This window comes from Nonomuraea sp. NPDC047897 (genome assembly GCF_043204415.1).
In the GTDB taxonomy this organism is placed as follows: domain Bacteria; phylum Actinomycetota; class Actinomycetes; order Streptosporangiales; family Streptosporangiaceae; genus Nonomuraea.
On the sequence record NZ_JBIDCC010000019.1, the window covers coordinates 59,805 to 83,517 of the forward strand.

17 protein-coding genes are annotated in these 23,713 nt (G+C 72.8%); 9 read left to right on the forward strand and 8 right to left on the reverse strand.

The genetic code is table 11. The features are described 5' to 3' along the window. Window positions 1-83 precede the first annotated feature (83 nt). Window positions 84-1,157: an ice-binding family protein gene (locus ACGF0J_RS33375; RefSeq protein ID WP_393152383.1), complete on the forward strand. Its 1,074-nt coding sequence runs from the start codon at window positions 84-86 to the stop codon at window positions 1,155-1,157. A gap of 42 nt (window positions 1,158-1,199) precedes the next feature. On the opposite strand, the gene rfbB is transcribed toward ACGF0J_RS33375, so the two are convergent. From rfbB to ACGF0J_RS33390, 3 genes are all read right to left on the reverse strand, one after another. After that, window positions 1,200-2,177, reverse strand: a complete 978-nt coding sequence (gene rfbB, locus ACGF0J_RS33380) for a dTDP-glucose 4,6-dehydratase (RefSeq protein WP_393152385.1) — start codon at window positions 2,175-2,177, stop codon at window positions 1,200-1,202. Further along, the gene (locus ACGF0J_RS33385; protein ID WP_393152387.1) at window positions 2,174-3,241 is read right to left on the reverse strand and encodes a glucose-1-phosphate thymidylyltransferase; all 1,068 of its coding nucleotides are present in this window, start codon (window positions 3,239-3,241) and stop codon (window positions 2,174-2,176) included. The genes rfbB and ACGF0J_RS33385 overlap by 4 nt, the downstream gene beginning before the upstream one ends. 133 nt (window positions 3,242-3,374) lie before the next feature. Beyond that, a complete protein-coding gene (locus ACGF0J_RS33390; protein ID WP_393152389.1) occupies window positions 3,375-3,839 on the reverse strand; it encodes a GtrA family protein in 465 nt (154 codons plus the stop codon). Window positions 3,840-3,918: 79 nt separating this feature from the next. Here ACGF0J_RS33390 and ACGF0J_RS33395 point away from each other — a divergent pair, with 79 nt between their 5' ends. After that, window positions 3,919-4,920 carry a glycosyltransferase family 2 protein gene (locus tag ACGF0J_RS33395; RefSeq protein WP_393152521.1) on the forward strand — a complete coding sequence of 334 codons (1,002 nt, stop codon included), beginning with the start codon at window positions 3,919-3,921 and terminating at the stop codon, window positions 4,918-4,920. Here the strand turns inward: ACGF0J_RS33395 and ACGF0J_RS33400 are convergent. The 3 genes from ACGF0J_RS33400 to ACGF0J_RS33410 form a co-directional block, all read right to left on the reverse strand. Beyond that, window positions 4,874-5,644: a GNAT family N-acetyltransferase gene (locus ACGF0J_RS33400; RefSeq protein WP_393152391.1), complete on the reverse strand. Its 771-nt coding sequence runs from the start codon at window positions 5,642-5,644 to the stop codon at window positions 4,874-4,876. The genes ACGF0J_RS33395 and ACGF0J_RS33400 overlap by 47 nt on opposite strands. Continuing rightward, complete coding sequence (gene rffA / locus ACGF0J_RS33405; RefSeq protein WP_393152393.1) at window positions 5,644-6,798, reverse strand: dTDP-4-amino-4,6-dideoxygalactose transaminase; 1,155 nt, start codon at window positions 6,796-6,798, stop codon at window positions 5,644-5,646. The genes ACGF0J_RS33400 and rffA overlap by 1 nt, the downstream gene beginning before the upstream one ends. Before the next feature lie 79 nt (window positions 6,799-6,877). Next, the gene (locus tag ACGF0J_RS33410; RefSeq protein ID WP_393152395.1) at window positions 6,878-9,334 is read right to left on the reverse strand and encodes a hypothetical protein; all 2,457 of its coding nucleotides are present in this window, start codon (window positions 9,332-9,334) and stop codon (window positions 6,878-6,880) included. A 260-nt stretch (window positions 9,335-9,594) separates the two neighbouring features. On the opposite strand from ACGF0J_RS33410, the gene ACGF0J_RS33415 reads away from it, so the two are divergent. Beyond that, window positions 9,595-12,768 (forward strand): N,N-dimethylformamidase beta subunit family domain-containing protein, encoded by a 3,174-nt coding sequence (locus ACGF0J_RS33415; RefSeq protein ID WP_393152397.1) that lies wholly within the window; start codon window positions 9,595-9,597, stop codon window positions 12,766-12,768. A 63-nt stretch (window positions 12,769-12,831) separates the two neighbouring features. Beyond that, the gene (locus ACGF0J_RS33420) at window positions 12,832-15,183 is read left to right on the forward strand and encodes a hypothetical protein (RefSeq protein WP_393152399.1); all 2,352 of its coding nucleotides are present in this window, start codon (window positions 12,832-12,834) and stop codon (window positions 15,181-15,183) included. A gap of 71 nt (window positions 15,184-15,254) precedes the next feature. On the opposite strand, the gene ACGF0J_RS33425 is transcribed toward ACGF0J_RS33420, so the two are convergent. After that, window positions 15,255-16,124: a sulfotransferase family protein gene (locus ACGF0J_RS33425; RefSeq protein ID WP_393152401.1), complete on the reverse strand. Its 870-nt coding sequence runs from the start codon at window positions 16,122-16,124 to the stop codon at window positions 15,255-15,257. Window positions 16,125-16,344: 220 nt separating this feature from the next. Here ACGF0J_RS33425 and ACGF0J_RS33430 point away from each other — a divergent pair, with 220 nt between their 5' ends. From ACGF0J_RS33430 to ACGF0J_RS33440, 3 genes are all read left to right on the forward strand, one after another. After that, the gene (locus ACGF0J_RS33430; protein ID WP_393152403.1) at window positions 16,345-17,436 is read left to right on the forward strand and encodes a glycosyltransferase; all 1,092 of its coding nucleotides are present in this window, start codon (window positions 16,345-16,347) and stop codon (window positions 17,434-17,436) included. A 40-nt stretch (window positions 17,437-17,476) separates the two neighbouring features. Further along, window positions 17,477-18,601 (forward strand): glycosyltransferase, encoded by a 1,125-nt coding sequence (locus ACGF0J_RS33435; RefSeq protein WP_393152405.1) that lies wholly within the window; start codon window positions 17,477-17,479, stop codon window positions 18,599-18,601. A gap of 79 nt (window positions 18,602-18,680) precedes the next feature. Further along, on the forward strand, window positions 18,681-19,970 hold the full coding sequence (locus ACGF0J_RS33440) for a lipopolysaccharide biosynthesis protein (protein ID WP_393152407.1): 1,290 nt from the start codon (window positions 18,681-18,683) through the stop codon (window positions 19,968-19,970). On the opposite strand, the gene ACGF0J_RS33445 is transcribed toward ACGF0J_RS33440, so the two are convergent. Further along, window positions 19,932-21,221, reverse strand: a complete 1,290-nt coding sequence (locus tag ACGF0J_RS33445; RefSeq protein WP_393152409.1) for a hypothetical protein — start codon at window positions 21,219-21,221, stop codon at window positions 19,932-19,934. The genes ACGF0J_RS33440 and ACGF0J_RS33445 overlap by 39 nt on opposite strands. 333 nt (window positions 21,222-21,554) lie before the next feature. On the opposite strand from ACGF0J_RS33445, the gene ACGF0J_RS33450 reads away from it, so the two are divergent. Continuing rightward, window positions 21,555-22,736 (forward strand): glycosyltransferase, encoded by a 1,182-nt coding sequence (locus ACGF0J_RS33450; RefSeq protein ID WP_393152411.1) that lies wholly within the window; start codon window positions 21,555-21,557, stop codon window positions 22,734-22,736. Next, on the forward strand, window positions 22,733-23,686 hold the full coding sequence (locus ACGF0J_RS33455; protein ID WP_393152413.1) for an NAD-dependent epimerase/dehydratase family protein: 954 nt from the start codon (window positions 22,733-22,735) through the stop codon (window positions 23,684-23,686). The genes ACGF0J_RS33450 and ACGF0J_RS33455 overlap by 4 nt, the downstream gene beginning before the upstream one ends. The last annotated feature ends 27 nt before the right edge of the window (window positions 23,687-23,713 follow it).

Below are 23,713 nucleotides of genomic sequence, written 5' to 3' on the forward strand. Positions count from 1 at the left end.
TCCGCATGTCATTTCCGTCGGACGCCACCGGCGGCCGGTACTGTCAAATGCACAGAGTAGTCCGAATTAGCAAGGATACACTCATGCTGCAATTCCGCTTTTCCGGCGTCCTGCCGAGGGCATGGCGTTCCGTGAAGCCGGTGGCCGTGGTGACGGCCATGGTGGCGAGCACGCTCGTCGCCCTGTCACCCGCCGCGCACGCGGAGGAGCCGGTGGACCTCGGCGCCGCGCGGCCGTTCGCCGTCTTCGGCGGGGCGTCCGTCGACAACAGGCACGCCACCCGGGTCACCGGTGACCTGGGGGTGAGCCCGGGGAGCTTGGTGACCGGCTTCCCGCCCGGCGTGGTCGACGGCGACCGGCACATCGGCGACGCGACCGCCGCCAACGCCCGGATCGCCGCGGTCAACGCCTACAACGACATCGTCTCGCGCGTCCCGACCGGCAGCCTGCCCCAGCAGCTCGGCGGCACGACGCGGGGGCCGGGCGTCTACGACTCGCAGACCGGGGCCTTCCTCATCGACGGGTCACTCACCCTGGACGCGCAAGGAGACCCCGACGCGGTCTTCATCTTCCGGGCCGAGACGCTCAACACCGCCAGGGTCAGCAACATCAGCATGATCCGGGGAGCGAAGACCGAGAACGTCTTCTGGCAGATCGGCCATTCCGCCCGCCTAGGCGTGTACTCCACCTTCCGCGGCACGCTCCTGGTGGACGACTGGGCGGCCGTCGACTTCGGCGCGAACGTGATCGGCAGGGTCTTCACCTTCGTCCACAGCGTCACCATCACCGGCACCGAGAACACCTCGGTCGTCACCCGGATCGGCCTGCCCGACGAGCCACCCACCATCACCACGCTGACCTCGGATCCCAACCCCTCGGTGGTCGGCCAGCCCGTCACCTTCACCGCCACGGTGCAGCCGGTGAACGGCACGCTCGTGCCCCAGGGCGAGGTGCTGCTCAGGCGGCGCTCGGTCATCCTCGGCGCCACCTTCCTCAACGCCACGGGCCAGGCCACCTTCGTGATCTCCAACCTGCCCCGGGGGCAGCACCGGATCAACGCCGTCTATCTCGGCGGCGACACCTTCCAGGACGAGGACCCGGTGCACCACGCCGGCAGCGAGTCGCAGCCGGTGTTCCAGGTCGTGCTCGCCGGCTGAGGGACGCGCACGCTCCCCCCTGCGCGCCCCCCGGCCGCCGCGTCAGGCGGAGCGCGCCCTGAGCGGCCGCCACCAGGACTCGTTGTCCGCGTACCAGCGGACCACCTCGGCAAGGCCCTGCTCGAAGCTCGTACGCGGCTCGTAGCCGAGCCCCCGCAGCTTGCCGCAGTCGACGGAGTAGCGCAGGTCGTGCCCCAGGCGGTCGGGCACCTGCCGGACCAGGTCCCAGCCCAGACCGAAGGCCTCCAGCAGCAGGCCGGTCAGCTCCCTGTTGGTCAGCTCGGTGCCGCCGCCGATGTTGTAGACCTCGCCCGGCGAACCCTTGTCCAGCACGAGCTGGACGCCGCGGCAGTGGTCGTCGACGTGCAGCCAGTCGCGCACGTTGCGCCCGTCGCCGTACAGCGGGACAGGCTTCCCGTCGATGAGGTTGGTGACGAACAGCGGGATCAGCTTCTCCGGGTACTGGTACGGGCCGTAGTTGTTGGAGCAGCGCGTCACGCGCACGTCCAGCCCGTACGTGCGGTGATAGGCGCGGCACAACAGGTCGGCGCCCGCCTTGGCCGCCGAGTACGGCGAGTTCGGGAGCAGCGGCTCCTCCTCGGTCCAGGACCCCTCGGCGATCGAGCCGTACACCTCGTCGGTGGAGACGTGGACGACCGTGCCGGTGCCGGCCTCCAGCGCCGCCTGCAACAGCCGCTGCGTGCCGAGCACGTTGGTCGTCACGAAGTCGCCGGCCCCCGCGATGGACCGGTCCACGTGCGTCTCGGCCGCGAAGTTCACCACCACGTCGAATCCCGGCACGACCTCGGCCAGCAGCCGGGCGTCGGCGATGTCCCCCTGCCGGAACGCGTAGCGGGGATGGCCCGACACGGGCTCCAGGTTGGCGAGGTTGCCGGCGTAGGTGAGCTTGTCCAGCACGGTGACGCGCGCGTCCTCGTAGCCCGGGTACGCCCCGAGCAGCAGGGACCGCACGTAGTGGGAGCCGATGAAACCGGCGCCGCCGGTGACGAGGATGTTCACGCGCGCACCTTGATCTTGCTGTGGTCGCCCACCATGAGCTGGTGGGTGTTGGGGGCGCCGGTGGCGCCGGTCACCTCCACGTTGCGCCCGATGAGCGAATGCCCGATGCGGGAGACGCCGACCACCGAGGAGCCGTCGAGCACGATGGAGTACTCGATCTCGGCGTCCGCCACCACGCAGTCGGGCCCGATCGAGGTGAACGGGCCGAGGTAGGAGGAGACGATCTTGGCGTTGGCGCCGACCACGATGGGCCCGCGCAGCACGGAGTTCTCCACCACCGCGCCGCGCTCGATGACGACCCGTCCGGTGATCTCGCTCAGGCCGTCGACGGTGCCGTTGACCTCGGGCTCCACCTGTTCGAGGACGATGCGGTTGCACTCCAGCATGTCCTGCAACCGGCCGGTGTCCTTCCAGTAGCCGCTGACCAGGTGGCTGTGGACGCGGTGGCCGCGCTCGATCAGCCAGCCGATCGCGTCGGTGATCTCCAGCTCGCCGCGCGCCGACGGGCCGATCGCCCGGACGGCCTCGTGGATGGCGGGGGAGAAGATGTAGACCCCGACGATGGCCAGGTCGCTGCGCGGGTGCTCCGGCTTCTCCTCCAGGCGGAGGATCTCACCCGACGGCCCCAGCTCGGCGACTCCGTAGAACTGCGGCTCGGCCACCCTGGTGAGCAGGATCTGCGCGTCGTGGCCGGCCGCCCGGTAGGACTCCACCAGGTCGCGGATGCCGCCGACCAGGAAGTTGTCGCCCAGGTACATGACGAACGGCTCGTCGCCGAGGAAGTCCCTGGCGATGAGGACGCAGTGGGCCAGCCCCAGCGGAGCCTCCTGGGGGATGTACTCCACCTCCAGGCCGAACCGCGAACCGTCGCCGACGGCCTCGCGCACCTCCGGGCCGGTGTCGCCGGTGACGATGCCGACGCTGGTGATGCCGGCGTCGCGCAGCGCTTCGAGGCCGTAGTAGAGCACCGGCTTGTTGGCCACGGGGACGAGCTGCTTGGCCGAGGTATGGGTGAGCGGGCGTAGCCTCGTCCCCTTGCCACCCGCCAGTACGAGTGCCTTCATCAGGTACGTCGGTCCTTCCGCGAAGAGGACGTGGCCGTGACGGCCGCCTGCTCGCAGGAGTTTATGCAGGGTGCGGGCGTACCGGCCCGCGGCCGGACGCGCTTGTCCAAGCACGTCCGGGACGTTGCCGAGACTAGACGTTCGCCCGGTCGCGGAACGTCCACGTGCGGTGTATCAGGTAGCTCAGCGACGGGCTGGCCAGGATGATCAGGCCCTGGGCGAGCATCAGCGGCATCCCGGCGACCTCCACCAGGAGGGGGAGCCCGGCGAGCGAGGCCCCGAGGAAGCTCAGCCCGACCGCGTAGAAACGCAGATACCCGGTCAGCCAGGATTCGCCCGAGACGCGGAAGACGACGAGCCGGTACACCGGATAGACGAGGACCACGGTGACGAAGTGGCTGGCCACGACCAGCACAAGATAGGGAGCCGCATCGTCCGCGGCCAGCAATGCTAGGCCAAGGAGAACGTAATAGACCACCGCCGTCATGGCGCCGGCCAGCAGATATGTGATGCGGTGTGCACCAAGAGCCGTGATCAGGGCCCGCCATCCGAATGACGCTTCTTCGCCGCGCTTGGTCCGGCTTCTCAGATCGACCATGTGGCCCGCACTCCGCTTCTGATCGCGTGGTGGGGGCGGCATGAGTGTAACCGGTGAACACTGGATGATCGGGGGATCGATGTCGGTGTCGGTGGTAATTCCCTGTTACCGGTCCGCGCGCACCCTGCCCACGCTGGTGAGCAGGATCGTCTCGACGTTGCGCCAGGCGAACGTCCGCCACGAGATCCTGCTGGTGGTCGACGGCAGCCCGGACGACACGTGGGAGACGGCCGCGCGGCTGGCCCGGGGGATCGAGGCCGTGCGCGCCCTGCACCTCTCCCGCAACTACGGGCAGCACAACGCGCTGGTCGCCGGCATCCGGGAGGCGGCCCACGACGTCGTCGTCACGCTGGACGACGACCTGCAGCATCCGCCGGAGCAGATCCCCCACCTGCTGGCCGCGCTCGAAGGCGACCGGCTCGACCTGGTGTACGGCGTGTCGCACGAGGAGGAGCACGGCTTCCTGCGCAGCCTGGCGTCCCGCTCGGTCAAGGCCGGGATGGCCGGGGCGCTCGGCGTCCGGGCCGCCCAGGACATCAGCGCCTTCCGCGCGTTCCGGACCCGGCTGCGTGACGGGTTCGAGGGGCTGTCCGGCCCGCACGCCTCGATCGACGTGGCGCTGTCGTGGGCGACGGCGAAGGTGGGGTCCGTCCGGGTGCACATGGACCAGCGCGCCCACGGGCGGTCCAACTACACGGCGCGCAGCCTGATCCGGCACGCCGTCAACATGCTCGTCGGATACAGCACGGCCCCGCTGCGGGCGGCCAGCTACCTCGGGTTCCTGGCCGGCGTCGTCGGCCTGCTGCTGGGCGCCGGGGTGCTGTGGCGGTTCGTCACGGGCGACACGACGGTGGCCGGGTTCACCACGATCGCCTCGATGGTGGCGCTCTTCTCGTCGGCGCAGCTCATCGCCATCGGCGTGCTCGGCGAGTACGTCGGCCGCATCCACGGCAGCGGCATGGGCCGGCCGACGTACGTCGTCCGAGACCGGGTGGGTCCGTCGTGCGTGACGGACCCGTGCCCGGACGGACCGGTCATTCCGGTCCAGGCAGGAGCGAGCTCCGGACCAGGTGAGCCGTGAGGATCGTCTGCACCGGCTCGAACCCGTAACGCGCCCAGGCCCGCTGCACCCGGGTGTTGTGCCCCTGGGTGGAGATGACCACCTCCGTGGCGCCGCGGGCCAGCGTCCGGTCCTCGACGGCCTTCAGCAGGTGGGCGTACAGGCCGCGCCCCTGGCAGCCGGACACCACGCCGGCGAGCAGGATCTCGGTGCGGTCGGCGTCCTCCTCCAGCGTGGCCAGCGCGAGCGGGCGCGCGCCGTCCCGCAGCGTCAGGCACCGGTCCGCCGCCGCCGACCGCAGCGCCCACTCCTGGTAGCCGGCCAGCGCCGCGGCGGCGTCGAACAGCGGGTTGGCCAGGTAGTGGCTGCCGTAGGCGGCGAAGATGTCGGCCACCAGCGCGTCCACCGCCGCCGGGTCGGTCGTCGGCGCGGCCACCAGGCCGGCGGCGGGCTCCGGAGCCCGGCCCCGGCCCGCCGGCAGCCGCCAGTAGACCAGCGAGTCGGCGAAGACGGCGGTCCGGCCGAGCGCGGTCAACCCGGCGAACCAGCCGATCCGCTCGGCCGGGTAGCGCAGCACGACGACGTCCGCGTCCGAGCGGAGCACCGCCTCGCGGACCGCGTCGAACGCCGTCCCGGCGCCGGCGGACACGGTCAGCCGCTCCACCGAGCGGCCGAACCGCGCCGACTCGAAGGGGGAGGGCTGGGCGCGCAGCGCGGGCGCCTCGATCACGTCGTGCCAGGCCATCAGCTCACCTCGTAGGTACGGACCGCGTCGATCACGTGGGTCAGGCCGGCCTCGTCCAGGTCGGCGAAGAGCGGCAGCCGCACGAGGCGGTCCGCGACCTGCTCGGTCACCGGGCAGCCGCCGGGAGCGGTCCGTCCGTGGCGCAGACCGGCGGGGGAGGAGTGCAGCGGCTGGTAGTGGAACGCCGCCTGCACGCCCCGCTGCGCGAGGTGACCGATGAAGGCCTGGCGGTTGTCCAGGTCGGGAAGCAGCAGGTAGTACAGGTGCGCCGGGTGCGCGCAGCCGTCCGGCACCGTCGGCTGGGCGATGCCACCCGCGGCCGCCCAGTCGGCGAGCCGCTCGTGGTAGCCGGCCCACACCGCGTGGCGGCGCTCCTGGATCCGGCCGAACGCTTCGAGCTGGGCGGTGAGCTGCGCCGCGAGCACGTCGGAGGGCAGGTAGCTCGACCCGATGTCGATCCACCGGTACTTGTCCACCTGGCCGCGGAAGAACCGGCTCCGGTCGGTGCCCTTCTCCCGGACGACCTCCGCCCGCTCCATCAGGGCGGGGTCGTTGACGAGCAGCGCGCCCGCCTCCCCGCACTGGATGTTCTTCGTCTCGTGGAAGCTCTGGGTCGCCAGGCAGCCGAACGAGCCGAGCGGGCGGTCCCGGTAGCGGCCGCCCAGCCCGTGGGCGTTGTCCTCGACGACGGCCAGGCCGTACCGGCGGGCGAGCTCCCCGATCGCGTCCATCGAGCAGGCGACGCCCGCGTAGTGGACCACGACGATGGCCCTGGTACGGCTGGTGATCGCCGCTTCGACCTGCCGCTCGTCCAGGTTCAGCGTATCCGGGCGGCAGTCGACGAACACCGGCACGGCGCCGCGCAGCGCGAAGGCATTGGCGGTCGACATGAACGTGAAGGACGGCATGATCACTTCGTCGCCGGGCCGCACGCCCAGCAGAAGCGCCGACATCTCCAGCGCGTGGGTGCAGGAGGTGGTCAGCAGCGCCTGCCGCGCGCCGGTGATCTCCCGAAGGAGGGTGCCGGCCCGCCGCGTGAACGGGCCGTCACCGCAGGTGGCGCGGCCCCGCACGGCCTCCGCCAGGTAGTCGAGCTCGTTGTCCGAGATGTGGGTCCGGTTGAACGGGACCACCGTCACACCAGTCGCATGCACGAACGCAGTGAACAACGCGTCGCCGGCACCGGCACGCGCACCCCGGTGCCGCTGGGTGACGCATTGCGCAAGCCTTACCTCACGTGGGGGAGGAGCCGGGCAGCAGGTAGACGGCGTAGCCGCCGGAGCGGAAGCGCAGGGCGGCGAAGTCGCCGATCCTGCCGAGGGAGGCCCCCGGGCGTTCCTCGGCGAACAGCCAGCGCACCCCGTGGCGTTCGCGCAGCAGCCGCATGACGTCCGCCGAGGGGGCCCGGAAGGCGGCGTCGTTCAGTCTGAGGAGCTCCGGGTCCCAGAACGGCAGGCTCTCGGGCGGCAGGCCGGGCCGCCACCGGTTCAGGTTGGCGGCCGTGTAGGCCCACCCCTCGACGAGCACGCGCCGTTCCGCGAGCGCTGACACCCAGGGGAAGCGGCTGTCGCACGGGTCCTCGCGGCCCCAGCGGCAGTGCGCGTTGGTGGCGACCAGGTCGCCGGGTGCGGAGTGGGCGCGCAGCCACCGGCCGGCGGCCAGGCCGCCCTCCGGGATCGCCCGCTCGGCCACGGGCCCGCGCCCCGGCGGCTGTGCCGCCTGCGCGCCCCGAGTGGTGGCCTGCGTGGCGGGGGTGGCCTGCGCGGCGTCGGAGTCGGCGTTGGCGGGGGCGGGGGCGGGGGCGGGGGCGGGGGTGACGGAGCCGTCGAGCGCCGACAGCACCCGGGCGTGCCCGTAGGCGGGCAGGCCGACGGAGGCGAGCGCCACCACGACCAGGGCGGCCGCGCCGCGGACGCCCCGCCGCACCGCCAGCAGGGCCGCCGCCGTCACCGCGGCGGCGACCAGCACCAGGTACGGCCGGTACAGCAGGCCGGGGTCCAGCCCCGGGGCGAGCGGGATCGTGACGCCGCACAGGAGGGGCACGAGATAGGCGGCGGCCAGGCCGGCGCCGGCCGCGGCGGCCGTCGCTCGCGAGGAGAGCCCGGCCCACCGGACCAGGAGGATCAGCCCCCAGGCGGTGACCGCCGCCAGGCACGGGTACCCGCCCCAGAGGAAGAAGAGCTGGCTGCGGCCGGGATGGCCGAACAGCAGCGCGGCGGCCAGGCCCGCGCCGCCGACGCCGAGCATCAGGGTGACGGCCGGGCGGGCGAGCTGCGCCGGCCGGACGGCCAGCCCGACGATGCCGAGCCAGGTGACCACCCAGCAGACGAGGTAGACCGCGGCCATGCCCGGCACGCCTCCGGCGGGCGTCCCGGCGGCCCCGGTCAGCTCGCTCCAGGTGACTCTGATGAAAGAGAAGGGGTCCACGACGATGCCCTGCCGGGCCCGGCCGAACAGCACGAACTGCGCGAACAGCACGCAGACCGCGGTCAGTCCGAGGCCGACGAGGACGGGCCTCGACGGCCGCCGCCCGCGGGCCAGCCGCACGCCGGCCACGACCGCCAGCCCGGCACCGAGCAGCGGCAGGTAGGTCGCCTTCGCGCCGGTCAGCGCCACGAGCAGCACCGCGGCCAGGCACCAGGCGCGCACGTCGCGCGGCCGGTCCTCCAGCAGGTCGAGCAGGACCAGCACCACGGCGGCGAACAGCAGCGCCCCCAGCGTCTGGGTGGGGCTGATCCACGCGGTGTCGGGGATTCCGCCCCACGTGAACAGCCCGTTGGCGCCCAGGTAGAGGCTCGGGGCTCCCACGAAGACCGTGCCCACCACGGTGACGGCGGCGCCGGACCACGTGCGGGTGAGCCGGCGCCCGGTCAGGCCGGCCAGCACGACGAGCGCGGCCAGCATGGGCAGCATGCCGAGACGGAACAGCAGGATCAGGGGTTCGACGCCGGTCACGTGGCTGGCCGCCGCCAGATGGGCGTAGACGAACCAGTGGTAGGCGAGCGGCTCGCCCGCCACCATCGGCACCACGGGCGGCACGTGGTGCCGCAGCTCGCCGACGAGCGCCAGGTGGAACGGCATGTCGGGAGCCGCCGTGCCCAGCGCCGGCCAGGTCACGGCGTGGGTCGCGAAGAACTTCACGGCGCTCCAGGCGACGAGGGCGGCGGTGACCAGGGCCAGGAACGACGGCCACCACCAGGGGGCGGCCGGGCGCGGGCCGGCCCGCCAGTGCCGGCGCAGCGACGGCACCGCGAGGAAGGCCGCGTAGGTGGCGAGCGGCCAGACCAGGACGAGCAGCGGCAGCCCGGCCGCGCGGGCGCCGACGTAGGCGAGGATCTCGACGGCGTAGCCGAGCGGCAGGCCGAGCGCGACCTCCTCGGCCGGTGTGCGGGAGCGGCCGTACAGCGCCCGGACCGTCAGCACGCCCGGCAGGGCGAGACCCAGGGCGACGTATCCGGCGAACAGCGCCAGGTCGGCGGCCGACACCCCGTACCGGCTCAGCACCGCGGCGGTGAACGCGGCCACCGCTGCGGCGGGCAGCCACCTGGTGAGGGGATGTCCCCGCCACGTCCGGTGGGCGCGCCCGCCCGCCGCCCCGCCTGCCGCCGCCCCGGCCGGCGCGACCAGGCGGCCGGGGCCCGCCGGGGACCCGGTGGCGGGCGTCGAGGTCTTCTCCATGGCCTTGTCCATGGCCGCAAGCTTGGTGACGCGGGCCGCTCGTTCCGGGCGGGACCTCCGCGTGCGGGCGTTTCTTGGCTTTTCCTTGTGGGAGCCGGGAAACGCGTGCGGCTTTCGGCCGGAAAACGGAATTGCTGTGAAGCTTGCCGGGAAATCGCCCTGCTGTGGCAATAACCGGTGGCAAGTCGCGCATCGGGATATGCCTTGATGCATGCCCCGCCGGATGACTGGCTGGGACTTTCGCTGTGTTTGCTGCAATCGGGAGAGATGTCATGCCCGTCGGTGAGAAAGAACTCGGTGCGACACGGCGGCCGGTACGGCGTGCCCGCGTCGCCGTGGCCGTGGGCGTGGTCGCCCTGCTGGCGGTGGCGGGCACCTGCTGGGCGCCGCGGCACCAGGCCGCCGAAGCCGTGAGCGTGACCGGCACGCCGTACCTGGCCGGGCCGCACGCCGAAGAGCGGGGCACGGCAGAGCAGGGCGCGCGACCGATCGCGGAAGCGAGCGCGAGGAGGAACGCGGGGCCGCGGCCCGCCCCCGAGAAGGTCGCCCCCGCGGTCAGGAAGCGGCTGCGCCCGTTCCGCGTGACGCGGGGCGAGACCCGCCGGGCCCGGCAGGACTGCCCGCCCACCTCGGTGATCTGCCTGGAGAACGAGCTGCCCGGCACCCCGCCCAGCGAGTGGGACGTGCCCGGCGGGGGCAGCTCCACGATCCTGGGGTACACGACGGACATCAGCGTCGACAAGGGCCAGACGGTGGAGTTCAAGGTGGACACGCCGGCCACCGACTACCGCGTGGACATCTACCGGGTCGGCTACTACAGCGGCATGGGCGCGCGGTACATCACGACGGTCCAGCCGTTCGCCGTCCTGCCGCAGACCCAGCCGGCGTGCGCCCGCCAGGCCGAGACAGGCCTGGTGGACTGCGGCAACTGGGCCGTCTCGGCCTCCTGGGCGATACCGGCCACCGCCGTCTCCGGCGTCTATCTCGCCAACCTCGTCAGGGAGGACGGCACACCGGGCCGGAGCCAGATGATCTTCGTGGTGCGGGACGACACCCGCGGCGCGGACATCCTGGTCCAGACCTCCGACGCCACGTGGCAGGCGTACAACACCTACGGCGGCAACAGTCTCTACAGCGGCAGCCCCGCCGGGCGGGCGTTCAAGGTCAGCTACAACCGGCCGTTCGTCAACCGCGGGTCCGGGCTCAGCGGCTCCCTGCAGTCCTACTTCTTCAACTCCGAGTACCCGATGATCAGGTGGCTGGAGGCCAACGCCTACGACGTGAGCTACACCACCAACGTCGACACCGCCAGGTCCGGGCCCGAGATCCTGGAGCACGACGCGTTCCTGTCGGTCGGGCACGACGAATACTGGTCGCTGTCGATGCGCGACAACCTCGCCACCGCCCGTGACAACGGCGTCAACCTGGCCTTCTTCTCGGGCAACGAGGTGTTCTGGAAGACCCGGTGGGAGAACAGCATCGTCGACTCCGGGACACCGTTCCGGACGATGGTCTGCTACAAGGAGACGCTGGCCAACCGCAAGCTCGACCCCAGCCCGGAGTGGACCGGCACCTGGCGGGACCCGCGGTTCGCCACTCCGCCCAACGGCGGCTTCCCGGAGAACGAGCTGACCGGCACCCTGTTCGCCACCAACGGCACCGTGAACGACCCGCTGGCCGTCCCGTTCGAGTACGGCAGGCTGCGACTGTGGCGCAACACCTCGGTGGCCGACCTGCTGCCGGGGCAGACGGCCACCCTCCCGGCCGGGTTGCTCGGCTACGAGTGGGACGCCGCGCCCGACACGCTCTTCACCCCGTCGGGTTCGGTGAAGTACTCCAGGACGACGATCGGCCGGCTCGACAAGATCCTGCTCGACTTCGGCAGCACGTACGGCGCCGGGGTGCCGACGCACAACCTCGTCCTCTACAAGCACACCAGCGGCGCCCGCGTGTTCGGCGCCGGCACCACCCAGTGGTCGTGGGGCCTCGACGCCGTGCACGACCGGCCGGGCACGCCCGCCGACATCCGCATCCAGCAGGCGACGGTCAACCTCTTCGCCGACATGGGACTCCAGCCGGCGAGCCTGCAGCCGGGGCTCGTGCCCGCCACGCCGTCGACGGACACCACCCCGCCGACGACCACGATCAGCACGCCGACCGCCGGGGCCACGGTCCCCAGCGGCACCACGATCACCCTGCGCGGCACGGCGGCCGACAGCGGTGGCGGCCACGTGGCGGGCGTCGAGGTCTCGATGGACGGCACCAGATGGTTCCAGGCCAAGGGTCTGACCGACTGGCAGTTCGCCTGGACGAACAACGAGACCGGACCGCTGACGATCAGAGTGCGGGCGGTCGACGACTCCGGCAACCTGCAGACCACGCCCGCCACGCGGGCCGTCACCGTCGGCGGGCCGTGCCCCTGCAACACCTGGCCCGAGTCCACCACCCCGGCGCTGGCCGACAGCGGGGACCCCAAGGCGGTCGAGGTGGGGGTGCGGTTCCAGGCGTCCAGCCCCGGGCTGATCAGCGGCGTCAGGTTCTACAAGGGCGTCGGGAACACCGGCACGCACATCGGGAGCCTGTGGAGCGCGAGCGGCCAGCTCCTGGCCCGCGCGACCTTCACCGGCGAGTCGGGGAGCGGCTGGCAGCAGGTGAACTTCTCCACCCCGGTGCCGGTGACCACCAACGCCACCTACGTCGCGTCGTACCACTCGACCTCCGGCTACGCGCTGACGAGGCCCTACTTCGGCGCGGAATACTCCTCCGGCCTGCTGACCGGGCTGGCCAGCGGGGTCGTCGTGAGCAACGGCCTGTACTCCTACAGCACCACGCCGACCTTCCCGACCAGCACCTTCAAGACGACGAACTACTGGGTCGACGTCGTCCTCGCCCCGTCGAACGCCCTCTGGGACGACACGGCGGAGCCCGCGCTCGACACCGCCGGCGACGCGAAGGCGGTCGTCGTCGGGGTGAAGTTCCAGAGCACCACCGACGGCCTCGTGACGGGCGTCCGCTTCTACAAGGCGCCGCAGAACACCGGCACGCACACCGGCACCCTGTGGACCGCCGGCGGCCAGCTCCTGGCGAGCGCCACCTTCACCGGCGAGACGCCGAGCGGCTGGCAGCAGGCGAACTTCGCCACCCCGGTCCCCATCACCGCCAACACCACCTATGTCGCCGCCTACCACGCTCCCAACGGCAACTACTCGATCACCAGGCCGTTCTTCACCACGGAGTACGGCCGGGGATCGCTCATCGCCCCGGCGGGCGCGACGGTGGGCGGCAACGGCGTCTACCGGTACGGCTCGGCGAGCTCGTTCCCGAACAACACCTTCCAGTTCACCAACTACTGGGTCAGCCCGCTGTTCAGCCCCGCGACCGGCGGGCAGAGCGGGGCGGCCGCCCGCTTGGCGGCCAGAACTGAAAAGGCCGCAAAGCGCCGGTAAGAACATCTCCGCTTTCGGTCGTTCGCGCCCGCCCGGCAGGCCGGTGTCGCCAGGCTTGCGCGCATGGCCGAAGCACCACCCTTTCAGCGTTCCACGCCTCAGCCCTCCGCGCCCGGACCGGACGCGGAGGGCTCACCACCCGCCCCGCTCTCCCGCCGGCGACGGCTCCTGAGCCTGCTGCCGGCGGTGGCCGTGGCCGGCTGCGTCGCGATCGTGCTGAGCCGCTACGGCGTCTCCGCCTGGGACCAGGCCAGGTTCGCCGGCTACGTCGGTCTCGGCATCGCGCTGCCCGGCCTGCTGTGGATCCGCGCGGTGTACCGCCCCGCGCTCACGCTCACCGAAGGGCTCGCCCTCGGCGCGGCGCTCGGCTACGCGGCCGAGGTGCTCACCTACATCCCGGCCCGCGCCCTCGGGGCCCCGCTCCTCGTGCTGGCCTGGCCGGTCGGCACGTACGCGCTCTTCCTCGCGGTGCCGGGGCTGCGCAGGCACTGGCGGGGCGCCTCCCGGGCCAGGCCGGCGCCGCTGTGGTGGTCGTGGAGCCTCGCCCTCACCGTCATCTACCTGGTGGTGTGGACGGCCGTCAACTTCTTCCGGACGCAGGCGCTCACCTGGCCGGCGCTCGGCGCGTCCTTCGTGGACATGCCGTTCCACCTGGCCCTGGTGGGCGAGGTGAAGCATCACATGCCGCCCATGGTGCCCACCGTCGCGGGCGAGCCGCTGGTCTACCACTGGTTCGTCTACGCACACCTCGCGGCCACGAGCTGGGTCACCGGGGTGGAACCGCTGGTGCTGCTGTTCCGGCTCGCCGTGCTGCCCATGCTGGCGGCGCTGGTCGTCCTCTTCGCGCTGATCGGCCGGCGCGTCACCGGCTCGCGCGCCGGGTCGCTGGGCGCCCTCGCGGCGACGGTCCTCGTCACGGCCCCCACCCTCTACCTGGGCTCCACCGCCGGCGTCCTCACCTGGAAGACCGTGCAGTCCTGGTCGAGCCCGACGCAGACGTTCGGCGCCCTGCTGTTCGCCCCCATCGTGCTGCTGCTCGTCGACCAGTTCGAGGGACGGCAGCGGTCCCGGCACACCTGGGCGCTGCTGGCGATCTTCCTGCTGGCCGTCATGGGTGCGAAGGCCACCTACCTGCCGCTGCTCACCGCGGGCCTGGCGGCCGTCGTGCTGGTCGAGGCGGCCAGGTGGTTCTGGGTGCCCCGGCGGCTGCTCGTCGCGCTCGGCATGGCGGGGGCGACCCTGCTGTTCGCCCAGTTCGTCTTCTTCGGCGGCGTCCGCCAGGGCATCGTGCTCGACCCGCTGTCGATCATGCGGGTCACGCTCGGCAACCTGGCCGGCCGCGACGCCGCCGACGTCACGACGGGCGCCGCGCTCGGCGTCACGCTGCTGTGCGTGCTGTGCGCGGCGATCACCTGGTGCGGGGTGCTGGGGCTGCTGTGCCGGCCGCGGCTGCTGCTGCGGCCCGCGGTCGTGCTGGCGCTCGGCATGGCCGTGGCCGGGCTCGGGGCGGCGCTCCTGCTCGGCCATCCGCACCTGTCCCAGGGCTACTTCCTGCAGGCCCCGTACCCGTACGTGGCGATGGTCGCGGTGCTCGGGCTGGTGACCGTCGTGCGCCGGGCACGGCTGGGCGTCAGGCAGATCGCGGTCGCGGTCGTCGCCGGGATCGCGGCCGTCTACGCCATCCGGATGGTCTTCGCGGTCGCGGTGCCGCTGGAGCCCGGCCGGGACGACTTCGCGCTGTACGCGCCCTACATCGCCCTGCTGGGTGTCGCGCTGCTGGCCGGTGTGGTGCTGCTGGCCGCCGGGCGTGGCAGGCTGCGGGCGTTCGCCCTGGTCGTCTGCCTGGTCACGGCGGCCGGCACGCCCGCGGCGTGGGCGACCCGCGTCCTGCCGGGCACCTACCGCAGCCCGACGTCGGCCCCGCCCAACCCGAACGGCACGCCGACCGCCCCGATGATCCCGAAGGGCGCCTTCGCGGCCGGGCGGTGGCTGCGCGCCAACTCCGCCCCCGGCGACCTGGTCGCCACGAACGCGCACTGCCGCTGGGGCTACGAGGACCCGTGCGACAGCCGCGTGTTCTGGGCGACGGCGCTGACGGAACGGCGCGTGCTGGTCGAGGGGTGGGCCTACACGGCGACCAACATGGACAGCTGGCGCGACGGCGAGGTGGTGGAGAACCGCCCGTTCTGGGACCAGGCCCGGCTCCAGGCCAACGACGCCGTCTTCCAGGAGCCCTCGCCGCAGACGGTCCGCCGGCTGCGGGACGGTTACGGGGTGCGCTGGCTGTTCGCCGACCACCGCCGGATGCGGGCGGGCACGCACCTGTGGGCGCACGCGAAGCTGCGGTTCCGCTCCGGCGACTACGGCGTCTACGAGCTGACCGGCGACGACCCGGCGGCACAGCCCACCCGCTGAGCTGCCCGGCCACACGCCGCGGGCCCGGCTCCCCCCTTGGGGAGGGCCGGGCCCGCGGCATGAGGTCGGCGTCAGACGCGGTAGCCGTACCGGTGCAGGTGGGCCGACAGCGAGCTGTCGAGCAGGGCGAGCTGCCGGGCGGACAGGTCGGTCCGGTACGCCTCGGCACGGCTGCGCGAGAACCGCCGGCGGTCCAGGGCCAGCTCGAAGTCGCGGGTCCAGGGCAGCTCGTAGAAGGCGAGGATCCGGTCCAGGTGCTTGCGCGGGTCGGCCAGCAGGTCCTCGTAGCGCACTTCCAGCCACTGCTCGGGCGGCACGGCCGCGCGGACGGCCTCGTAGCGGTCCATCATCGTCTTCCAGCCGAGCCCGGCCAGGTGCACCAGGCACTGGCCGCCGGCCTCCCACTCCTGCGCGTAGTCGCCGGGCAGCGGGCCGAAACGCCAGCCCGGCGACCCGTGGTGCCCCCGCCACCAGGGCATCTGCACGAGCGAGTTGGCCACGGCCCGCCCGTCGCGCACGATGTGCACGAAGCGCGCCTCCGGGAACACAGCGTGCAGGAACGCCGCGCGCGGCCAGCCGGTGAACTTGTGGACGAACCGCCCCCCGGGCGGTGTCCGGTCGTCGAAGAACCTGCGCAGCCGCCCCGCCAGCCACGGCGTGACGTCGTCGCCGGTGAGGTCCCGGTACGGGTCGGTGATCATCGGGGACACCTCGCGGCTCAGCGCGACGTACGCCTCGGACGGGCCGAGCCGGCGGCTCACGGTCACCGGCCCGGCCTGCAGCCGGCGGTAGACCGTCGCGCCGTGCCGGCGCAGCGGCCGGGGCGTCCGGGCCCACCGGTTGTCCAGCCGGGTCACGAAGCCCACCTGCGGATGGTGGGCGAGGACTTCGTAGGCCATCGTGGAGCCACAGCGTCCCGTGCCGATGAGAAAGTCGGGCACACGGCCTCCCTGGTGGAGACGGGTCAGTTCATCCCGAACGTAGGGCCACCGGCGGCGTTGGTGTTGGAGGTCGGACTTGGCCCGTGTCGCCCGGAGATGGGCGTCTCGTGGTGCCGTGCCCGGGCGTTCCGGTCATGGGAGGGGCACGAGTGCGTAATGTCTGCGGGCACCGGAGCGCCGCCACAGGCGGCCGGACCCCCTGGTCGCGATGATGGCGCTGGTGAAGACCAGGGTGCATGTCTGTGAAGTCATCAAGACACTGGACGTCGGCGGCGCGGAGGTGCTGCTCGTCGAGCGGCTGCTCGCGTCGCCTCCCGGGGACAAGCGCTACACGGTGGTGTGCCTGCGCGCCTCCACGGCGGAGCTGACCGACCGGCTGCGGTCGGCGGGCGTCGAGGTCGTGGACCTGACCCCGTGCCCGCCGGCCCTGCGGCTGGTCCGCCTGGCGGCGGTCGTGCACCGCCTGCGTCCGGACGTGCTGAACCTGCACTCGCCGCTGCCGGCGTCGCTGCTCCGGGTCACGTCCCGGCTGTCCCGGCCCCGGCCCGCGCTCGTCTCGACGGTGCACAACGTCCGCTACCGGGTGCCGACGATGCTGCTCGACCGCGCCACCGGCTGGCTGGACGCCCGCACCGTGGCCGTCTCGCCCCAGGTCTCGCGGGCCGTGGTCAGCCGGGGCGCGCGCGGGCCGGCGACCCGGATCCACGGGGTGGACGTCGCCGGGCAGCGCCGCAGGGCCGCCGAGGCCCACCGCGTCCGGCGGGAGTGGCAGGTGCCGGACTCCGCCTTCCTCATCGTGCACGTCGCCAACCTCCGGCCGCAGAAGGACCACGAGACGCTCCTCGCGACGGCCGCCCGGGTGGCGGCCCGCGACCCGCGGGCGCTGTTCCTGCTGGCCGGCTCCGGGCCGCTGCACGACCGGATCGCCCGCCGGGTCGCCGAGCTGGGCCTGGACGCCGTCCGGTTCCTCGGTCCGGTGCCGAACGCCGCCCGGCTCATCGCCGCCGCCGACCTGCTGGTGCTCAGCTCCTCCTACGAGGGGCTGCCCGTGGTCGTCATGGAGGCCCTGGCGGCCGGGGTGCCGGTCGTGTCCACGAACGTGGGCGGCGTGCCCGACCTGGTGCGGCACGGCGCCAACGGCCTGCTCACCCCTGCCGGTGACCCGGGAGCGCTGGCCGCCGCCATCCTCGACGCGATGCGCCCCGACCGGCACGCCCTGCTGCGCCAGGGGGCACGCGACAGCGCCGACCTGGTGGACATCGGCCGGACCGGCGAGTGGTTCGACAAGCTCTACGACGACGTGCGCGCCTAGTGTCCCGGCTCGCCCGTTCACGACCTCAGGAGGGTTGCCCGTGATCGCTGAAGGCCGGGCCCGGGTTCGGCGGGCCGCGCTGCTCATCGGCCACCTCGGCATGGGCGGCACCCAGAAGCAGGTGTCCCTGCTGGCGCAGGAGCTGCGGCACGCCGGCACGGAGGTGCACGTCATGGTGCTGTCGCGGGGTGGCCCGCACGAGGACGCCCTGCACGACGCCGGGATCGAGGTGCACCGGCTCGGCTTCGGCCGTGGCTCGCCGCTCGGCAACGCCCGCGCCTACGCCCGGCTGACCGGCCTGCTGCGCCGGCTCGCCCCGGAGGTGCTGCACGCCTTCCTGCACGAGGCCGTCCTGCTCGGCGTGCCGGCGGCCAGGCTGGCGGGGGTGCCCGTGGTGGTGGCGGGACGGCGCAACGAGACCCGGCTGTCGGCCACCGGCCCCTGGAGCCTCGCGCTGGACAGGATGACGGCGCGGATGGCCGACCACGTCGTCGTCAACGCGGCCGCCCTGGCCGTGGACGCGCACGCCATGCTGCGCCTGCCCCGCCACAGGCTGACCGTGATCTACAACGGCCTGCTGCCGGCGGCCTTCGACCCGGCCCCGCCCGAGGAGGTGCGCACCGGCCTGCCCGTGGTGGCGTGCGTGGCCCGGCTCAGCGCGGAGAAGGGACACCGGCATCTCCTGGACGCCATGGCGGTGCTCGCCCACCGCGGCCGCCCGTGCACGCTCGTCCTCGCCGGTGACGGCCCGGAACGGGCCCCGCTGGAGCGGCAGGCGGCGGCCGCCGGGGTGGACGTCCGCTTCCTCGGGGCCACGGCCGGCAGCGCGGGGCTGCTCGCCCGCGCCGACGTGGTGGTCCTCGCCTCGCTCACGGAGGGCCTGAGCAACGCCGTGATGGAGGCGATGGCGGCCGGCCGGCCCGTCGTCGCCACCTCGGTCGGCGGCAATCCCGAACTGCTCGACGGGCGGGGGTTGCTCGTCCCGCCCGCCGACGCGGCGGCGCTGGCCGAGGGAATCACCCGGCTGCTCGACGACCGTGATCTGGCCGGCGGCCTGGCCGCGGCGGCCCGCGCCTGGGCGGGCAAGAACCTCGACCCGCACGTCATGGCCGACGAGCACGTCAAGCTCTACGAGCGGCTCCTGCGGGCCCGCCGTGCGGGATAGCCGGGACGAAGCCACGCTGGAAGCCTCCGGCGGCTCCGACCGGCCACCGGAGGCGGGCAGCGCGCTCTCCCTGAGAGCCGTGAGCAGGACGGTGGCCAGCCGGACGCTGCGGCTGATGCTGGCCACGCTGACCGGCATGCTGATCGCGCGCACCCTCCAGCCGGAGGGGCGCGGCATCTACGCGGTCATCGCCACCACGGCGGGCATGACGATGGTCCTGGGGCACCTGTCCGTCGAGAAGTCGCAGATCGCGCTGTGGGGGGAACGTGACCGGCACCGCGGTCTCGCCTCCAACAGCCTGGTGCTGGGCCTGGTGCTCGGCGCCGCAGCGGCGCTGGCCGTGCTGGCCGTCACCCTGTGCGGGGTCATCCCCACGGCCTCGCCGTTGATGGCCGTGGCGCTGATCGCCGTGCCGTTCGGCGTCGCGGCGATCAACCTCAACGGCATCGCCCTGCTGCGCTCGCGGGTGGACATCGTCAACAGGGGGACGCTGGCGGCCGCGCTGACGCAGTGCCTGCCGCTCCTGCTGCTCATGGCGGTCGGCGAGTTGACGGTGACGAGCGTCGTGGTGTGCTGGACCATCTCCATCATCGTGCCGTTCGTGCTGCACCTGCGGGCCTCGCGTCCGCTGCCCCTGCACTGGGACGGCGGGCTCGCGCGGCGGCAGTTGGCCGTCGGCGGCCGGTACCACGTCGGCCGGGTCGCGTTCCACTTCCTGCTGACGCTCGACGTCCTGCTGCTGAACGCGCTGGACTCGGCGGCGGCGGTCGGCATCTACACCGTCGCGGTCACCGTCCTGGCGCTGACCCGCATCCCGGCGGACGCGATCGCGCAGGTCGTGCTGCCCTTCCAGGCGGGGGAGAACGCCCGCGACGCCGATCGGGTGACCGCCCGGACGCTCCGGCTGAACCTCATCCTGTCCACGGCCGTGATCGGGACGCTCGCGGCCGCCGCTCCGCTGCTCATCCCGCTGGTGTACGGGGAGGCGTTCGCGGGGAGCGTCGGGCCGCTGTGGGCGCTGGCTCCGGGGGCGATCGCGCTGGCCCTGATCCGGCTGGTGGAGCAGCATCTCGTCCGGCTGGCGCGGCCGATCGGGATGACCATGATCGCGGTCTGCGCCCTGGGCGCCAACGTCGTGCTCAACCTGCTGCTGATCCCGCACTGGGGGGCCGCCGGGGCCGCCCTGGCGTCGAGTGCCACCTACGTCCCGATGGCCCTGCTGGAGATCTCCTGGTTCGCGCGCTCGGCGGGCATCCCGGTGCGCGACCTGCTGCCGCGCCCGGCCGACGTCCGCGCGGTGCGGCGGCGGCTGGCCGGGCGCGGGCCGTCCTCATGGCGCGGGCGGCGGCGCGGCGGCGGGTCGCGCTGACCCGACCGGCGGCGGTCCGGGCAGGGGCCGCTCGGCGGGTTCCGGCGCGGCGGGGGAGTCGGCCCGGTCCGGGGTCCTGTTCCAGGCGATCGACGCGAGCAGGCTGACGACGAGGACGATCGGGATGCGCTGCCGGAAGATCAGGCCGATGTTGGCCATGGTCGTCGCGTAGGCGATGGTCCCCGGCACGATGAACAGCAGCAGCAGCAGGAGCATCCGCCGGTCGGAGTTCCACAGCCGGCGGGCGCCGCGGGCCGCGCAGTAGAGCAGGTAGTAGAGCAGCAGCGCCTCCAGCTTGCCGAACTGCAGCGCCATGCTGCCGCCCATCCACGGGAACGGCGACAGCAGCGTGTAGACCAGTTTCGCCCCGAGCCCGCTCCAGGCGTTGCCGCCGTCGTCGAACACCACTCCGGAGTCGTCGGAGGCGTTGGAGCGGCGCACGTTGTCGGCCTGGCCCTGTTCGAGCTCCTGCTGCATCATCGTGGCCGGTGTGGTGGCGGTGATGTCCTCGACGAACACCGCGGCGCACACGAGCGTGGCGACGGAGATGAGCATGAGCCGCAGGGACACGACGTGCCGGGGGTTGACGACGCCGAGCAGCAGCGGCACCGCGCACATGAAGACCATGTACGGGCGCACGTGCCACAGCGCCCACAGCAGCGGGAGCATCAGCATGATCTTGCGCAGGTCGAAGCGCTGGACGTTGGAGGCGGCCAGTCCGAGGCAGGCGACCACGAGGAAGGCGTTGAAGCCGTCCTTGAACATGTCGGAGGTGTGCACGAGGAACGCCGGGACGAACGCCACCAGGACCAGCAGCCGGAAGGCCGACCGCTCCTCGGCGCCGATCAGCCGGGCGAACTTGTACATCACGATGCACATGGCGCACGCCAGCAGCGCCACCAGGGACGTGCAGGCCAGCGGGGCGTAGCCGCCGCAGACGTAGATCACCAGCGCGAAGACGTGGCACGGGACGGCGGCCGAGTACAGGGAGTTCACCTGTTCGGCGGAGACGAACTGGATTCCCTCGTTCTTCCAGTACGCGACGATCTCCATGGCGGTCAGCTCGTAGCCGATGTTGTCCCCGCCGTAGTCGAGTGAGCCGCCGCGCAGCACCAGGACATGGGTCACCAGCCGGATGACGAAAGCGAGCAGCAGCACCGGGAGCACCCGCCATGCCGTGTCGGCCTGGAAACAGGCTCGGACGAGCAGGACGAGTGCCACCGCGGCGGCGGCGACAATGACGTACTCCATGGAATCGGACCTTAGTCGGCGGCCGACTTTCCGACCGGGAACAAAGGCGCACGCTCCGGCATCCGGGGGCGTCAATGGGGCGGGGATTACTTTTTCGCTGCCCAGGCCCGGCGACAAGGGGGACCAGTGTTTCTTGACGCCCCGCCTCCATAAAAAAGCTCTCATGTCCGGGATTGTCGGGAAACGGGGACGGCTGGTACGGGCGTTTCGCTGGCTCATGCGAAGGTAGGGAATAGGAAAAACATTTCGGCACCGCCGTGACGGTGTCGGCGAAATATCAGGCGACGGGTTAGCTTCTCCGACGTGACCAGGCCATCACCGAGGAGCCCGTGAGTGAAACCCGACGACCGCATCCGTGTCATGGAGATCATCGCGCGCCTGAACGTCGGCGGCCCCGCCACCCAGGTCATGGGCCTGTACGAGCGGCTGGACCGCGACGAGTTCGACCATCGCCTCTACACCGGCCACGTCGACGGCAACGAGGAGGACCACCTCCAGCTCCGCCAGGCCGGGACCCGCGTGCACCGGGTGCCCGGCCTCGGCAGGTCGGTCCGGGCCGGGGACGACGCCCGCGCGCTGCTGTGGCTGGTCCGCGCCATGCGGGAGTTCCGCCCGCACATCGTGCACACCCGCACCGCCAAGGCCGGGGCCCTCGGCCGGGCCGCCGCCCGCCTGTCCGGGGTCGGCGCGGCCCGCGTGCACGTCTTCCACGGCCACCTGCTGCACGGCTACTTCACCCCCGCCCGGCGGCGCCTCTACGTGCAGACCGAACGCATCCTCGCCGCCCTGACCGACCGGCTCGTCACAGTCGGCGCGCAGGTGCGCGACGACCTGCTCGCGGCCGGCATCGGCCGGCCCGGCCAGTACGTCGTCATCCCGCCGGGCGTCGGGCTCGGCCCGGTCCCCGACCGGGCCACGGCCCGCGACCTGCTCGGCATCCCGCCGCTCGCGCCGGTCGTCGCCTACGTGGGGCGGCTCACCCAGGTCAAGCGGCCCGACCGGTTCCTCGCCGTCGCCCGGCGGGTGCGGGAACGCGTACCCGGCTGCCGGTTCGTGGTGTGCGGCGGCGGCGAACTGGCCGCCGCCCTGGAACGGGACGCGCAACCGTTCGGCGACTCCTTCCACCTGCTCGGCTGGCGCAAGGACGTCGAGACCGTCTACGCGGCCGCCGACGTCGTCGTCCTCACCTCCGACAACGAGGGCACCCCGCTCACCCTCGTCGAGGCGGGCATGGCCGGGGTCCCGGTCGTCTCGACCCGCGTGGGCAGCGTCGCCGAGGTCGTCCGCGACCGGCAGACCGGCCTGCTCGCCGCCACCGACGCCGCCGAACTGGCGGACCACACGATCCGGCTCCTGTCGGACCGGGCTCTTGCGCTCCGGATGGGCGAGGAGGGCCGCACCTGGACGACGCACGAGTTCGGCGTGGACCGGCTCGTCGCGGACACCCAGGAGCTCTACCGGTCGCTGCGCGCCCCGTCCGGGCGCCGCCCCATCCCGGAGGTAACGAAGCAGTGAGAGTACTCGTGACCGGGGGCGCCGGCTTCATCGGCGCCAACCTGTGCCGCGCGCTGGCCACCCGCCCCGAGGTCGAACAGATCACGGTGCTGGACGACCTGAGCACCGGCGACCTGGCCAACCTCGACGGTGTCGGCGTGCGGTTCGTGATGGGCAGCATCCTCGACCGCGACCTGCTGGCCGACCTCGTGCCCGACGCCACCACCGTCGTCCACCTGGCGGCCCGCCCGTCGGTGCCGCGCTCCCTCGCCGACCCGCTGGCCTCCCACACCGTCAACGCCACCGGAACCCTGCACGTGCTGGAGGCGTGCCGGGCCACCACCCCGCACGTCGTCCTCGCCTCGTCGTCCTCGGTGTACGGCGACTCGGCGGAGCCGTTCAAGCACGAGGACCTGCCGACCAGGCCGCTCAGCCCGTACGGCGCGAGCAAGCTGGCGACCGAGGCCTACGCGCTGGCCTACGCCCGCAGCTTCGGCCTGCCGGTCCTGCCGTTCCGCTTCTTCAACGTCTACGGCCCGCTGCAGCCGGCGGACCACGCCTACGCGGCCGTCATCCCGGCCTTCGTGTCGGCGGCGCTGCGCGGCCGGCCCGCGCCCGTCCACGGCGACGGCCACCAGGCGCGCGACTTCACCTACGTGGGGTCGGTGACGAACGTCCTCATCGAGGCGGCCGTCCGCCGGGTCGTCAGCGACAGGCCCGTCAACCTCGCCTTCGGCACCCGGGTCACGCTGCGGGAGCTCATGGACGTCCTGGCGGGGGTGCTCGGCCGGCCCCTGGAGGCGGACTTCCTGCCGCCCCGGGCCGGCGACATCCGGCAGTCACAGGCCTCGCCGAAGCTGCTGCGCGAGCTGTTCCCCGCCGTGGAGCCCGTCTCACTGGAGGAGGGACTCAGGCTGACGGCGGCCTGGCACGAGAAGGCGGGCGGCTCCGGCCCGGGCGAGCCCGCCTGACCCGCCGCTTCCCCCCGGCATTGCAAG

Coding starts and splice junctions, on each gene's coding strand:
- ACGF0J_RS33375 (WP_393152383.1), top strand. CDS start 84: ATGCTGCAATTCCGCTTTTCCGGCGTCCTGCCGAGGGCATGGCGTTCC.
- ACGF0J_RS33385 (WP_393152387.1), bottom strand. CDS start 3,241: ATGAAGGCACTCGTACTGGCGGGTGGCAAGGGGACGAGGCTACGCCCG.
- ACGF0J_RS33390 (WP_393152389.1), bottom strand. CDS start 3,839: ATGGTCGATCTGAGAAGCCGGACCAAGCGCGGCGAAGAAGCGTCATTC.
- ACGF0J_RS33395 (WP_393152521.1), top strand. CDS start 3,919: ATGTCGGTGTCGGTGGTAATTCCCTGTTACCGGTCCGCGCGCACCCTG.
- ACGF0J_RS33400 (WP_393152391.1), bottom strand. CDS start 5,644: ATGGCCTGGCACGACGTGATCGAGGCGCCCGCGCTGCGCGCCCAGCCC.
- ACGF0J_RS33410 (WP_393152395.1), bottom strand. CDS start 9,334: ATGGACAAGGCCATGGAGAAGACCTCGACGCCCGCCACCGGGTCCCCG.
- ACGF0J_RS33415 (WP_393152397.1), top strand. CDS start 9,595: ATGCCCGTCGGTGAGAAAGAACTCGGTGCGACACGGCGGCCGGTACGG.
- ACGF0J_RS33420 (WP_393152399.1), top strand. CDS start 12,832: ATGGCCGAAGCACCACCCTTTCAGCGTTCCACGCCTCAGCCCTCCGCG.
- ACGF0J_RS33445 (WP_393152409.1), bottom strand. CDS start 21,221: ATGGAGTACGTCATTGTCGCCGCCGCCGCGGTGGCACTCGTCCTGCTC.